This is a genomic window from Nocardioides sp. GY 10113, from assembly GCF_004919105.1.
Lineage (GTDB): Bacteria > Actinomycetota > Actinomycetes > Propionibacteriales > Nocardioidaceae > Nocardioides.
On record NZ_STGK01000001.1, the window covers coordinates 107354 to 120212 of the forward strand.

Here is a 12859-nt window from a genome sequence, read left to right on the forward strand (position 1 = left end):
GCGTGCCACCGGCGAGCCGGCGGGTCCCAACCGTCGCCTCGGGCCGGTGGCCGGCGGGGATCCGGCTGCTCAGCCCACCAGCGACGCGATCAGCGTCTCGACCCGGGCGCGGATCTCGTCGCGGATCGGTCGGACCACCTCGATGCCCTGTCCGGCGGGGTCCTCGAGCACCCAGTCCTCGTACCGCTTGCCGGGGTAGAACGGGCACTCGTCGCCGCAGCCCATGGTGATCACCACGTCGGCCTCCTGCACGGCGGCGTCGGTCAGCACCTTCGGCACCGCGGAGGCGATGTCGATGCCTTCCTCGGCCATCGCGGCGACCGCGACGGGGTTGACCGCCGTACCGGGCTGCGAGCCCGCCGAGAGCACCTCGATCCGGTCGCCGGCGAGGTGGCTCAGGTAGCCGGCGGCCATCTGGGAGCGGCCCGCGTTGTGGATGCAGACGAACAGCACGGTGGGGGTGGACATCACGCCTCCTGGGGCGAGTCGGACGGCGCCGGCGAGGCCGGCGGTTCGTAGTGGAGCAGCGCGACCAGTCCGGCGCCGAGCCCGGCGCCCACGAGCTGCATCAGGACGAAGGGGGGCACCGACGCCGGCGCGATGCCGGCGAAGGTGTCCGAGAGCGTCCGGGCGAGGGTGACCGCGGGGTTGGCGAAGCTGGTCGAGCTGGTGAACCAGTACGCCGCGGCGATGTAGCCGCCGACCGTGTAGGCGACCAGCTCGGGGCGCCCGGCCCGCAGCGTGCCGAAGATGACCAGGACCAGGCCGAGGGTGGCCACCGCCTCGGCGACGAGCTGGCCGGAGCCGCCGCGCTCCTGGGTGGAGATCGAGACGGCGTCGAGCTCGAACATCACGTTCGCCACGATGGCCCCGAGCGCGCCGCCGAGGACCTGGGCGGCGGCGAGGGCGGCGGCCGTGCCGGCGCCGATCCTCCCGAGCACCGCCTCGACCAGGGTGACGGCGGGGTTGAAGGAGGCCGAGACCGGCTGCAGGGCGAGGATCAGCGCCACGAGCACCGCGCCGGTCGCGATGCTGTTCTCCAGCAGCTGCAGTCCCACGTCGTCGGGGGAGAGTCGGGTGGCCGCGATCCCGGAGCCGATCACGGCCGCGACGAGGAAGGCGGTGCCGACCGCCTCTGCGACCGCACGCCGCAGCAGGTGTCCGGCGCTCCCGGCATCATGCGGTGCCGGGTCGGCGGCGCGCTCCGGCGGCGTCGGGTCGAGCGCCGTCCCCGGCTCCGTGGTATTCGACATGCGTCAATATTGACAGATCTCGATATCCGGCGCCACGGGTGGCCGCCCGGACGCCGGCGGACCGCCTCAGTCCTGTCCGGTGGACTGCACGGTGGTCTGTCCGGTGGCGATCTCGGTGACCAGTTCGGAGAGGGTCAGGCCGGTCTCCTCCGCAACGGGCGCGGTGCCGGGTACCTCGTCGCCGGGCGCCTCGTCGCCGGGGAGGTTGCCGGGGTCCTCGTCGCCGGGGAGGTTGGCGGGACCGTTCGTGGGCTCGTCGGTCGGCGCCGGCGGCCCCGTGGGGCTCGGACCGGTGGGGGTGGGCGTCGGGGAGGTCGGCGGAGGTGTGGTGGTCGGCGGGGTGCTCGGCGGGGTGTTCGGGGTGGGCGTGGGGGTGGTGGGCGTCGTCGGACCCTTCCCCGGTCCGACCGGCCCGAGGCTGGACTCGTCGACCACCACGGGGTGCGGCGAGCCGCCGCCGGTGCCCTTGCCGCTCGGCGGCGGGGAGTGATCGCCGGAGGGCGTCCCTGCCGGAGGAGACCCGGCCCCGGAGAATCGCGCCGGGAGCGCCGGTGCCAGGCCGCCGGTGAACGTCGGCACGCCGGGGAACCGCACCGGCACCAGGCTGGCGCCGGCCTCCTCGTCCTCGGCGAAGTGCCGGGCGACCCGGATCACCAGCCCGGCGTACCCCCGAGCGGGGTTGTAGCGGGCGAGCGCGGACCGCAGGTTGCCCGCCGCGGACAGGTCCTTGCCGGGGCCGCACAGCGTGACGCCGGCGGCGAGCACCGCGTCGTCCAGGTCCTGCGGGTTGCGGGTGCCGTCGCCGTCACCGTCCACGCCGACCACCGACCACTGGGCGGGGGTCAGCTGCATGGGACCCACCGCGTGGTCCCACCGACGGTCTCCGTCCAGCGTGCCCTGGTCGGTGTCCGGCGTGCGCTGCCGGTCGACACCGCCGCCGAGGGGAGCGCTGACCAGCGCCGGCCGGACGATGCCCTGCGCGGAGATCCGCGCGTCGCCGCGGCGGCCGTGGTCGGACTCGACCCGGCCGATGGCGGCCAGCACGGTCCAGTCCAGCCGGCAGCTCTCCGCCGCCGCGTCCAGCACCTGCTCCGCGCGCTGGTAGGCGATGAGCGCCAGCGGGGGGATGTCCGCGATGTCCTCGACCGCCGCCGCGCGGTCGTAGGACCGGGCCTCGCCGGGGGGAGTGCGGACGTCGACCCGACGGGGCGCGTACTGCACTGCGGGCCCGTACGACGGCGCCCCGGTCTCGTCGACCTCCTCGGCCGCCACGTCCACCGGCGCCTCGGTCGACGTCGCCGCGGGTGCGGTCGAGGCCGACGGCTCCGCCGGGAGCGCGGTGGGCACCTCCCGGGACACCGTGACCAGCGAGGCGCCGCCGGCGACCGCGACCGCCGACAGCGCCATCGTCGCCGTCAGGGTGAGCGCAGCGCTGGCGAGCCCACCGCGGGTCGCCCCGCCTCGGCCCGCCGAGGGCTCGTGGTCGGGGTCGGCGCGTGTGGTGGTGTCGTCGGCTCGTTTCATCGGGGCTCACGGGTGTGGGCTCCCAGTTTGCGTGCCGAAGCCACCCCCGTCTAGGTCGTTGGTGGGGTCCGGTCCCTCATTGCGGGTATGTCGTCCGCGCCGTCTTGTGCGGATTCACCCGTCGGTCGTGCGCAGGATGCCTGGTCCGGCGCACGACCGAGTGGGCGTCAGGGACGCAGCAGGATCTTGCCGCGGCGGCCCGGCTCGAAGTTCGCGGCGGCGGCCGCCCGGACCTCCTCGAACGGGTACGTCGCCTCGACCGGGAGCGTCAGGGAGCCGTCGCCGGCCCGCTGGATCAGCTCACCGAACAGGACGCGCTGCTGGTCGGCCGGCATCGTCCGGGCCACGACGCTGCCCCAGAAGCCACGCACCACGGCCTGCTTGAAGATGAGGTCGCCGGAGGAGAGCTCCAGCTGCGGGGAGTTCATCGCGCCGAACGCCACCAGCGTGCCGCCATCGCCGAGCTGCGCCAGCACGTCGCCGGCCGCCGAGCCGCCCACGGAGTCGACGCCGGCCTTGATCGGGGCGCCGCCGGTCAGCTCGGTGACGCGCTCGGCCCAGCCGTCGCTCTCGGTGGAGACGATGTTGCCGATCCCCTCCTCCTTCAGCTCGGTGATGCCGGCGTCACGCCGGACCAGGCCGATCACGTTGATCCCCCGCGCGGCGGCGAGCTGGGCGACCATCCGGCCCACGGCGCCGTTGGCGGCGTTCTGGATCATCCAGTCGCCGGACTCCAGGCCCAGGGACTCCAGCAGGGCGATCGCGCTGAACGGCATCGAGACGAGCTGCGCGGCCACCTCGTCGGGCAGCTCGTCGCCGACCGGGATCAGGCCGGCGGCCTTGGTGACGACGTACTCGGCCCACGCGCCGAACGCCCCGCCGGTGGCCACCCGCTGGCCGACCTCGATGCCCGTGACGCCCTCGCCGAGCGCGTCGACCACGCCGACCAGCTCGGTCCCGGCGCGGGCGGGCAGCTCGGGCTTGAAGCCGTAGCTGCCGCGGACGGTCCAGAGGTCGTGGTTGTGGATCGGAGCCAGCAGCACCCGGAGCCGCACCTCCCCGGGGCCGGGCTCGGGGATCGGTACGTCGGCCACCTCGAGGACGCTCGAGGGCTCTCCGAACTCCTGGTGCACGACTGCGCGCATCGCTGTTGACCTCTCTGTCGTCGATCGGGCCGAGGTCTCGGCCTCCACCCGCTGCCAACGGTCGCCCGTGGCCGGCCATTCCGGTCTCGGGGAGAAGAGGCGATCGTCACGCCGGAGCCGACCGGACTGGGCCGGGTGCAACCGACGGCCATGGGGCTACCGTGGGAGGAGCGGGCCGCGGCGGCCCGCACGCACCACGATCGGGGGTGGCCGATGATCGACCCGCAGGAGTACGGCACCGAGACGCTGCCGGTGCCCGACGAGGACCGGCTCGTGGAGGAGCCCGAGATCCCGGACCCGGAGGCGGTCTCCGACGAGCCGGTGGAGCCCGCCGTCGACGCGGACGACCGGGAGGTCAGCGACCCGGAGGACGCCACGCCCGGCGCCTCGTCGGGCTGACCGCGCCGACGCCGCGGTGCGTGCCAGGATCGCCGGGTGACGACGAGCGAGGAGCAGCGCCTGCGTGACCTCGCCGCGCTGCGTCGGGTGCGGGACCGGATCGACCGCGAGTACGACCGTCCGCTCGACGTGGCGGCGCTGGCCCGCGGCGCGCACCTGTCCGCGGGGCACCTCAGTCGGGAGTTCAAGCGGGCCTACGGCGAGTCGCCGTACAGCTACCTGATGACCCGGCGGATCGAGCGGGCGAAGACGCTGCTGCGCCGCGGCGACCTGAGCGTCACCGAGATCTGCTTCGCGGTGGGCTACGGGTCGCTGGGCACCTTCAGCACCCGCTTCGCCGAGCTGGTGGGGATGCCCCCGAGCGTCTACCGCGAGCGCGCCGCGGCGGGCGGCGCCGGCCTGCCGCCGTGCGTCTCCAAGCAGGTCACGAGACCGGTCAGGAATCGAGAAGCGCCGGGGGTCGACCCGCACCTAGCGTGAGGACATGAGCCTGAGGATCCACTACGCCTTCGTTCCGCACACCGACCCCGAGGCCTCGCTGGCCTTCTACCGCGACGCCCTCGGTCTCGAGGTCCGCAACGACGTCGGAGGCGGCCCGATGCGCTGGATCACCGTCGGCTCCCCGGACCAGCCCGAGACCGGCATCGTGCTGCACCCGCCGGCGGTCGACCCGACGATCTCGGAGGAGGAGCGTCGGGTGATCCACGAGCTGATCGCGAAGGGCAACTACGGCGCGATCACGCTGTCCAGCGACGACCTCGACGCCACCTTCGCCGCCATCGAGGCGACCGGTGCCGACGTGCTGCAGGAGCCGACCGACCAGGACTACGGGGTGCGCGACTGCGCGTTCCGGGACCCGGCGGGGAACCTCGTCAGGATCAACCAGATCTGAGGAGAAAATCCTGTGGTACGACTCACGCGCCGTCGATTTTGGTTCCGGGGCTGGGTGGACTGACCATGAACGCGCAGCGAACGCACGCCCGCGGTGCCCAGTCGGGGCGCGCCGCGGGCGCTGCGCCAGCACCGCGCTGCACACCGACTCCGGAGCCCACCCCACATCGGCTCCGGACCCCCCGGGCGCCTCGGCCCCTTGTCCCGAGATCGAGGCGCCCGGGAACCAGGGGCGTCGACCGGTGGTCGAGGGGCGAGCGGCGCGAGCTTGTGCCGGTGGTTGAGGTGCGAGCGGCGCGAGCTTGTGCCGGTGGTTGAGGTGCGAGCGGCGCGAGCTTGTGCCGGTGGTTGAGGTGCGAGCGGAGCGAGCTTGTGCCGGTGGTTGAGGTGCGAGCGGAGCGAGCTTGTGCCGGTGGTTGAGGTGCGAGCGGCGCGAGCTTGTGCCGGTGGTTGAGGTGCGAGCGGCGCGAGCTTGTGCCGGTGGTTGAGGTGCGAGCGGAGCGAGCTTGTGCCGGTGGTTGAGGTGCGAGCGGAGCGAGCTTGTGCCGGTGGTTGAGGTGCGAGCGGCGCGAGCTTGTGCCGGTGGTTGAGGTGCGAGCGGCGCGAGCTTGTGCCGGTGGTTGAGGTGCGAGCGGAGCGAGCTTGTGCCGGTGGTTGAGGTGCGAGCGGAGCGAGCCTCGAAACCACCTCGCACGAGGCTCAGACCCGCAGCCACTCCAGCACCGCCCGGACCCGGCGGTGGTCGTCGGCGTCCGCGGGCAGGTCGAGCTTCGCGAAGATGCCGTTGATGTGCTTCGCGACCGCCTTCTCCGAGACCACCAGCGTCGCGGCGATCCCCGCGTTGGCACGGCCCTCCGCCATCAGCGCGAGCACCTGCCGCTCCCGGTCGGTGAGGCGGGAGACGGGTGAGTCCCGGCGGTGGTCGAGGACCGCCGCCACCACCGAGGGGTCCAGCACCGTGCCGCCGTCCACCACCCGGCGCAGCCCATCGACGAACTCGGCCACGTCGGCGACCCGGTCCTTGAGCAGGTAGCCGACGCCGCCCTGGCCGCTGGCCAGCAGTTCCCGGGCGTAGAGCCGCTCGACGTACTGGGACAGGACGAGCACCGGGAAGCCCGGCCGACGTTCGCGGACGGCGATCGCCGCGCGCAGGCCCTCGTCGGTGAACGTCGGCGGCATCCGTACGTCGAGCACGGCCGCGTCGGCGGTCGGGTCCGCCAGCGCCCGCTCCAGGCTCGGCAGGTTGTCGACCGAGGCCGCGATCTCGAAGCCCTTGGCCCGCAGCAGCTGCTCCAGTCCCGCCCTCAGGAGCGCGTGGTCCTCGGCGAGGACGATCCGCACGGCACCTCCCACCTGACCACGGTCGGCCCGCCCGCTGGGCTCGACACCTCCATGGTGCCGTCGAAGGCGGCCAGCCGGGCCGCGATCCCGCTCAGCCCGGAGCCGCTCCCCGGGCGGGCGCCCCCGCGGCCGTCGTCGCCGACCTCCCCGCGCAGCACCCCGTCGGCGTACTGCAGGGTGACCCAGGCCTGGGAGGCCCGGGCGTGCTTCCCGACGTTGGCCAGGCACTCGGCGACCGCGAAGTAGACCGCCGACTCCACCGGGGGCGGGAGCCGGTCCGGTACCCCGACGGAGACCTCGACCGGGATCGCCATGTCCAGCGCGAGCGCCGAGACCGCGCCGCCGAGGCCGCGATCGGCCAGCACGGGCGGGTGGATGCCGCGCACCACGCCGCGGAGCTCCTGCAGGGCGCTCGAGGAGGTCGAGCGCGCCTCCTGCACCAGGCGCCGGGCCGCGTCCGGGTCGTCCTCGAAGAGGTCGTCGGCCAACCCGAGGCCCAGCGCCACGGCGGCCATCCGCGCCTGGGGACCGTCGTGCAGGTCCCGCTCGATGCGACGCAGCTCGGCCGCGGAGTGGTCGACGACCGTGGCCCTCGACCGGGTCAGCGCGTCGACCCGGCGCTCCAGGCGCTCGGTGCGGCCGGTGCAGAGGACGGCCCGGTCGACGGCCGAGCGCAGCCGCATCAGCGGGACCGCGCCGTACCACCAGATCGGCAGCGTGACCACGGCCAGCATCAGCACCAGCACCACCAGCGAGATCGCGAAGCCGAGGGTCATCGCCCAGAGCATCCACAGCAGGTCGCGCCACGTCGCCGGGTCGGCGGCGCGTGCCCGCAGGCCGGCCAGCGCGCCCGGGGGGAGCGGGAGGTACGGCGGCGACAGTGGAGCGCCGAGGACCCGGGAGGCGAGCGCGCGCTCGGTGCCGGCCAGGGCGCGGGCCGCGGGCAGCACCGCGACCAGCAGCGGGATGCCGACCCAGACGACCACCAGCACGGCGCTGACGACGCAGAGGACGAAGACCACCACGACGACGGGGAACAGGAGCACCTGCAGGGCGGCGTAGCCGGTCACCGCCAGGCGGCCGACCCGGGGCTGCGCATCCTCGTCCACCGGGCCATCCTCCCGCGAACCCAAGCCCGGTGCAGTGGTGCTGGCACCACCCTCCGCTCGGGTCCTGGCGCCCCTGACGGGGGACGCCAACGGGCCGAGGCTGGAGGGGACCTGCTCCCGTCCCGCTCTCCCCTCCTCCAGGAGTCACGATGTCCCGAGTCCCGCTGACCCGCGTGCCCGTGCTGGCCGCGCGCTGGAGCGCCACGCATCCCTGGCGAGCGATCGGCCTGTGGCTGCTGCTCGTCGTCGCCGCCGTCGCCCTGGCCGCGACCATCTCCACCCGGCACACCGTCGATGCCGACTACCGGGTCGGCCAGTCCGGGCGGGCGGCCGCGATGGCGGAGGACGCCGGCCTGGTCGAGCCGCCGACCGAGAGCGTGCTGATCACGGGGGCCGACGGTGCCCTGGACCCAGCGGCCGGCGCGGCCGCGGCGGCCGAGGTCGCCGCCGGGATGACCGGACTGCCCGGCGTGGTCGAGGTCGGCGACCCGGTTCCCAGCGCCGACGGCTCCGCGCTGCTGATCACGGTCGAGCTGGCGTCGGTGGAGACCGACGCCGCGCCCCTGCTCGCTGCCACCGCGTCCGTCCAGGCCGACCACCCCGACCTGGTGGTCGAGCAGGCCGGCGCGAACAGCCTGGACGCCGCCATCAACGAGCGCGTCGGCCACGACCTGCACACCGCGGAGGCGACCAGCGTCCCGATCACGCTGCTGCTGATGCTGCTCGCCTTCGGCGCGCTGATCGCCGCGGGGATCCCGGTGCTGCTCGCGGCGACCAGCGTCGCCGCGACGATCGGCATCACCGCGCCGATCTCCCACCTGGTGCCGGCCGACCTGTCCGTGAACAGCATGATCGTGCTGATCGGCATGGCGGTCGGGGTCGACTACTCCCTCTTCTACCTCAAGCGGGAGCGGGCGGAACGGGCCCTGGGCCGGAGCACCAGGGACGCCGTGGCGATCGCCGCGGAGACCTCGGGGCACGCCATCCTGGTCTCCGGAGCGGCGGTGATGGCCTCGCTGGCCGGTCTCTTCGTCCTCGGCGACGTCACCTTCAACTCCCTGGCCACCGCCGCGATCCTGGTGGTCGCCATCGCGGTGCTGGGCTCGATCACCGTTCTGCCGGCCCTGCTGGTCAAGCTCGGTCGCTGGGTGGACCGGCCGCGGGTGCCGCTGCTGTGGCGGCTCACGGGCCGGCTGCGGCGCGGGGCGGTCGGCGGCCGCCTGCTCGCGCCGGTGGTGCGGCACCCGGTCGTCGCGCTCGTGGTGGCGGGCGCCGGGGTGGTAGCGCTCGCGGTACCCGCCGCCACGCTGTCCACCCACCAGTCCTCCCTGGAGACGCTGCCGCAGGACCTGCCCGGCGTGCAGACCTACCGGTCGATCACCGCGGCCTTCCCGGCCGAGGGCACCGCCGCGGAGGTGGTGCTCCGGGCGGACCGAGCCGAGGCGCTGCCGGCGCTGGCGTCCCTGCGCCGGGCCGCCGCCGGGTCCGGCGACTTCGACGCCACGGGAGCGGCGGTGCGGACCTCCGCCGGCGGCGGCACCAGCGTGCTGACGCTGCCGATCCCGTACGACGAGTCCGACGACCGCGCCGCGGCGGCGGTCGAGGCGCTGCGCGACGACCTGGCGCCGGCCACCCTGGACGGTGTCGGCGAGTGGGCGGTCGGCGGCGACGCGGCGGACTCCCTGGACTACGCCACCCGCCAGGGTCAGCGGATGCCCTACCTGCTCGGCTTCGTGCTGCTGCTGACCGCGCTGATGATGGCCGCCGCGTTCCGCAGCGTGCTGCTGGCGGCGGTGTCGACGGCGCTGAACGTGGCCTCGGTGGCCGTCGCGTTCGGCGTCCTGTCGGTGGTCTTCCAGCACGGCGTCGGGGAGTCGCTGCTCGACTTCACCAGCCCCGGGTTCGTGATCGACTGGATCCCGATCTTCGTCCTGGTGGTGCTCGTCGGACTGTCGATGGACTACCACGTCTTCGTGCTCAGCCGGGTCCGCGAGCTGGTCGACCTGGGCCTCCCGGCCCGCGAGGCCGTGCGTCAGGGGATCGCCGACACCGCGGGGGTGATCACCAGCGCGGCGGCGGTGATGGTCTCGGTGTTCTCGATCTTCGCGACGCTGTCGATGATGGAGATGAAGATGATGGGCGTCGGGCTGGCCGCCGCGATCCTGCTGGACGCCACCGTGATCCGGCTGGTGATCCTGCCCGCGGCGCTGGTGCTGCTCGGCGAGCGGGCGTGGCCGCGACGCCGGGTGGCGGCTCCGGCGGCAGCGGTGCCCGAGCCGGCAGTCGCCGGTGGTTGAGGTGCGAGGAGCGCCAGCGACGACCCTGCCGGTGGTTGAGGTGCGAGGAGCGCCAGCGACGAGCCTCGAAACCACCACGCGTCCTGGGCGGTGGTTTCGAGGCTCGCTGCGCCCGCACCTCGACCACCGGGTCCGTCAGGTACCGGCGATCGAGAGCTTGACGGCGAACCCGAGGAAGAGCGCGCCCACCGCCGAGTTGCCCGCCGCCGACAGCACCCGGCGGCGGCGGAACGCCGCGGCCAACCGGGTCCCGCCGAGGATCAGCGCGCTCAGGTAGATCACGCTGGCGAGCTGGGCGAACGTGCCCAGCACCAGGAACGAGATGGCCGGGTGGGCGTAGGCCGGGTCCACGAACTGCACGAAGAAGGCGACGAAGAACAGGATCGCCTTCGGGTTCACCAGGCTGACCGCGAGCGCCCGCCGATAGGGACGCTCGGTGACCACCGGGACCGGCAGCCCGGCCTCGGCCAGCGCGGCGTCGCGCCGGCTGCGCCACAGTGCCCAGGCGCCCCGGATCAGTCCGACGGCCAGCCACGCGAGATAGCAGGCGCCGGCCCACTTCACGAGGTCGAAGAGCAGCGGGTTGGCCTGCAGCAGCGAGGCGACGCCGGCCGCCGACAGCGTCATCAGCACGGCGTCTCCGGTCCACACGCCGGCCGCGGCGGCGTACCCGCTGCGCACGCCGCGGCGCGCGGCGACCGAGAGCACGTAGAGGGAGTTCGGCCCCGGGAGGAGGATGATCAGCACGAGCCCGACCAGGTAGGTCGGCAGATCGATGACGCCCAGCACCCGCCGAGTGTGGCAGGTCTCGGGGGCGCCGAGGAACTCCTTTACGCCGGCTGGGACAGGCGGTCGGCGAGGCCGGCCAGTGCGGCGTCCAGGTCCCCCGCGACCACCAGCGCGTCGAGCGTGCTCCGGTCCATGAACCCGGCGTCGGTGATCCGGTCCAAGGTCGCCACCAGCGGCTGCCAGAACCCGTCGGGGTCCAGCAGCCCGATCGGCTTGCGGTGCAGCCCGAGGGTGCCCCAGGTCCAGATCTCGAAGAGCTCCTCGAGCGTGCCCAGGCCGCCCGGCAGGGTGAGGAACGCGTCGGCGCGCTCGGCCATCCTGGCCTTGCGCTCGTGCATGGTGCCGACCACGTGCATCTCGACCCGCTCGCCGTGGGTGCGCGCCCACTCCCGCTCGACCATGAACCGGGGGATCACCCCGTACACCCGGCCGCCGGCGTCGAGCACCCCGTCGGAGAGGGCCCCCATCAGTCCGGACGACCCGCCGCCGTAGACGAGCTCGATGCCGCGCTCCCCGAGCCGATGGCCGACGGCGTAGGCCGTCTCGGCGAACGCGGGGTCCGCGCCGGGGCGGGAGCCGAGGAAGACCGCGAGGCGCCGCAGGGTGGGTGGCAGCATGGGGGCGAGCGTAGCGAGGGGGCCGACGTGGCTGAGGAACGCACAACAAACGCACAGGATTCTCCGGGGATCGCCCCAGGATCGCCGGGTCCACTGGTGGACATGTCCGAGACCGACCCCACCGGTGCCCCCCGCCCGGCGCAGCCGCCATGCCCGCGGGACGACCAGCCGCACCCCACCACGCCGCTGCCCGTCCAGCAGCCGACCCAGCCGACCCCTCCGGCTCCTCCGGCTCCTCCGGCCGGCCCGCACTGGGCGTACCAGCCGGCGTTCCCGCCGCCGCCGTACCCGCCCCTGCACCCCGCCCACGCGTACGGCGACCCGCACCGGGCCCGCCGCCGCAAGCGGGTGGCGATCGCGGCGGGCGGCGCGCTCGCGGCGGTCGCCGCGATGGGCATCGGCGGCGGCATCGGGTTCGCCGTCGGTCACCAGCAGGGCGAGACCGGGGTCAGCGCCGACCGCGGCACGGCGACGTACCCCGGTGGCGGTGGCTCCGACTCGCAGACCGCGCCCTGGGGGGATCAGCAGGCGCCGTCGGACCCGCGGGGTGGGCGCCCCGGCGATGGCTCGCTCGGCTCGGCCAGCCAGTCCGACGCCACCGACGAGCAGGAGGTCGGGGTGGTGCTCATCGACACCACGCTGACCGGCGGTGCGGGCGCCGGGACCGGGTTCGTGGTCGACGCCGACGGCACGGTCGTCACGAACTACCACGTGGTCGACGGCAGCACCTCGATCAGCGTCACGCTGGCCAGCACCGGGGAGACCTACGACGCCACGGTGGTCGGCCACAACGAGACCGCCGACATCGCGGTGCTGTCGCTCGACGGCGCCTCCGGGCTGACCCCCGTCGAGCTGGACACCGACGGCGTCGACGTCGGCGAGAAGGTCACCACGATCGGCAACTCCGAGGGTCAGGGCTACCTCTCGGCGGCCAGCGGCGAGGTGCTCGGCCTGGACCAGGACATCACCACCGCCGACCAGCTGACCGGGGGCGGCGACGACCTGACCGGCCTCATCGAGAACGACGTGTACGCCGTCAGCGGCGACTCGGGCGGCCCGCTGGTCGACGAGGACGGCGAGGTCGTCGGCGTCACGGTCGCCACCACCACCGGCGGCCTCACGCGCAGCTACGCGGTGCCGATCGACGACGCGATGCAGATCGTCGACCAGGTCGAGTCCGGCGTGGAGACCTCCTCCACCCGGATCGGCCCGAACGCCTACCTCGGCGTCTCGGTGAGCACGCAGGCGTCCGGCTCGGGCGCCACCATCGCCGACGTGGAGTCCGGCGGCCCCGCCGCCCGGGCCGGACTGACCGCGGGCTCGGTGGTCACCTCGGTGGACGGCGAGACCGTCTCCTCGGTCGACGACCTGACCGGCGCGATCGGGGACCACGAGCCGGGCGACTCGGTGCAGATCACCTGGACCGACACCTCCGGGCAGAGCCGGACCGCGACCGTGAGCCTGGACGCCTCGCCGATCGCCTGACGCTCGATC

13 protein-coding genes are annotated in these 12859 nt (G+C 74.2%); 5 read left to right on the plus strand and 8 right to left on the minus strand.

Features of this window, described 5'->3' with window-relative positions:
- Nucleotides 1-69: 69 nt before the first annotated feature.
- From E8D34_RS00455 to E8D34_RS00470, 4 genes are all read right to left on the minus strand, one after another.
- Nucleotides 70-468: an arsenate reductase ArsC gene (locus E8D34_RS00455; RefSeq protein WP_136592617.1), complete on the minus strand. Its 399-nt coding sequence runs from the start codon at nt 466-468 to the stop codon at nt 70-72.
- Nucleotides 468-1253, minus strand: coding sequence for an MIP/aquaporin family protein (locus E8D34_RS00460; protein ID WP_136592618.1), 786 nt, complete (start codon nt 1251-1253; stop codon nt 468-470). The genes E8D34_RS00455 and E8D34_RS00460 overlap by 1 nt, the downstream gene beginning before the upstream one ends.
- Nucleotides 1254-1319: 66 nt before the next feature.
- A complete protein-coding gene (locus E8D34_RS00465; RefSeq protein WP_136592619.1) occupies nt 1320-2777 on the minus strand; it encodes a hypothetical protein in 1458 nt (485 codons plus the stop codon).
- A gap of 167 nt (nt 2778-2944) precedes the next feature.
- The gene (locus tag E8D34_RS00470; protein WP_136592620.1) at nt 2945-3922 is read right to left on the minus strand and encodes a zinc-binding dehydrogenase; all 978 of its coding nucleotides are present in this window, start codon (nt 3920-3922) and stop codon (nt 2945-2947) included.
- Between the two features lie 213 nt (nt 3923-4135).
- Between E8D34_RS00470 and E8D34_RS00475 the strand changes: the two genes are divergently transcribed.
- Genes E8D34_RS00475 through E8D34_RS00485 form a run of 3 tightly spaced genes read left to right on the plus strand, consistent with a single transcriptional unit; the run spans nt 4136 to nt 5213 of the window.
- The gene (locus E8D34_RS00475) at nt 4136-4321 is read left to right on the plus strand and encodes a hypothetical protein (RefSeq protein WP_136592621.1); all 186 of its coding nucleotides are present in this window, start codon (nt 4136-4138) and stop codon (nt 4319-4321) included.
- A 36-nt stretch (nt 4322-4357) separates the two neighbouring features.
- Complete coding sequence (locus E8D34_RS00480; RefSeq protein WP_136592622.1) at nt 4358-4801, plus strand: AraC family transcriptional regulator; 444 nt, start codon at nt 4358-4360, stop codon at nt 4799-4801.
- A gap of 4 nt (nt 4802-4805) precedes the next feature.
- Nucleotides 4806-5213: a VOC family protein gene (locus E8D34_RS00485; RefSeq protein ID WP_136592623.1), complete on the plus strand. Its 408-nt coding sequence runs from the start codon at nt 4806-4808 to the stop codon at nt 5211-5213.
- A gap of 698 nt (nt 5214-5911) precedes the next feature.
- On the opposite strand, the gene E8D34_RS20640 is transcribed toward E8D34_RS00485, so the two are convergent.
- Nucleotides 5912-6553, minus strand: coding sequence for a response regulator transcription factor (locus tag E8D34_RS20640; RefSeq protein ID WP_168929268.1), 642 nt, complete (start codon nt 6551-6553; stop codon nt 5912-5914).
- Nucleotides 6517-7662 (minus strand): sensor domain-containing protein, encoded by a 1146-nt coding sequence (locus tag E8D34_RS20645; protein ID WP_168929279.1) that lies wholly within the window; start codon nt 7660-7662, stop codon nt 6517-6519. The genes E8D34_RS20640 and E8D34_RS20645 overlap by 37 nt, the downstream gene beginning before the upstream one ends.
- Before the next feature lie 149 nt (nt 7663-7811).
- Here E8D34_RS20645 and E8D34_RS00495 point away from each other — a divergent pair, with 149 nt between their 5' ends.
- Nucleotides 7812-9959, plus strand: coding sequence for an MMPL family transporter (locus E8D34_RS00495; protein WP_136592624.1), 2148 nt, complete (start codon nt 7812-7814; stop codon nt 9957-9959).
- 135 nt (nt 9960-10094) lie between these two features.
- Here E8D34_RS00495 and leuE read toward each other — a convergent pair whose 3' ends face one another.
- On the minus strand, nt 10095-10748 hold the full coding sequence (gene leuE, locus E8D34_RS00500) for a leucine efflux protein LeuE (protein ID WP_136592625.1): 654 nt from the start codon (nt 10746-10748) through the stop codon (nt 10095-10097).
- 41 nt (nt 10749-10789) lie between these two features.
- On the minus strand, nt 10790-11365 hold the full coding sequence (locus tag E8D34_RS00505) for a TIGR00730 family Rossman fold protein (RefSeq protein WP_136592626.1): 576 nt from the start codon (nt 11363-11365) through the stop codon (nt 10790-10792).
- Between the two features lie 102 nt (nt 11366-11467).
- Here E8D34_RS00505 and E8D34_RS00510 point away from each other — a divergent pair, with 102 nt between their 5' ends.
- The gene (locus tag E8D34_RS00510) at nt 11468-12850 is read left to right on the plus strand and encodes a trypsin-like peptidase domain-containing protein (protein ID WP_168929280.1); all 1383 of its coding nucleotides are present in this window, start codon (nt 11468-11470) and stop codon (nt 12848-12850) included.
- The last annotated feature ends 9 nt before the right edge of the window (nt 12851-12859 follow it).

What these genes read in the sequence shown, in the direction of transcription:
- E8D34_RS00495 (WP_136592624.1), top strand. Translation starts at nt 7,812, where the DNA reads ATGTCCCGAGTCCCGCTGACCCGCGTGCCCGTGCTGGCCGCGCGCTGG.
- E8D34_RS00505 (WP_136592626.1), bottom strand. Translation starts at nt 11,365, where the DNA reads ATGCTGCCACCCACCCTGCGGCGCCTCGCGGTCTTCCTCGGCTCCCGC.
- E8D34_RS00485 (WP_136592623.1), top strand. Translation starts at nt 4,806, where the DNA reads ATGAGCCTGAGGATCCACTACGCCTTCGTTCCGCACACCGACCCCGAG.
- E8D34_RS00475 (WP_136592621.1), top strand. Translation starts at nt 4,136, where the DNA reads ATGATCGACCCGCAGGAGTACGGCACCGAGACGCTGCCGGTGCCCGAC.
- E8D34_RS00455 (WP_136592617.1), bottom strand. Translation starts at nt 468, where the DNA reads ATGTCCACCCCCACCGTGCTGTTCGTCTGCATCCACAACGCGGGCCGC.
- E8D34_RS00470 (WP_136592620.1), bottom strand. Translation starts at nt 3,922, where the DNA reads ATGCGCGCAGTCGTGCACCAGGAGTTCGGAGAGCCCTCGAGCGTCCTC.
- E8D34_RS00460 (WP_136592618.1), bottom strand. Translation starts at nt 1,253, where the DNA reads ATGTCGAATACCACGGAGCCGGGGACGGCGCTCGACCCGACGCCGCCG.
- E8D34_RS00510 (WP_168929280.1), top strand. Translation starts at nt 11,468, where the DNA reads ATGTCCGAGACCGACCCCACCGGTGCCCCCCGCCCGGCGCAGCCGCCA.
- E8D34_RS00465 (WP_136592619.1), bottom strand. Translation starts at nt 2,777, where the DNA reads ATGAAACGAGCCGACGACACCACCACACGCGCCGACCCCGACCACGAG.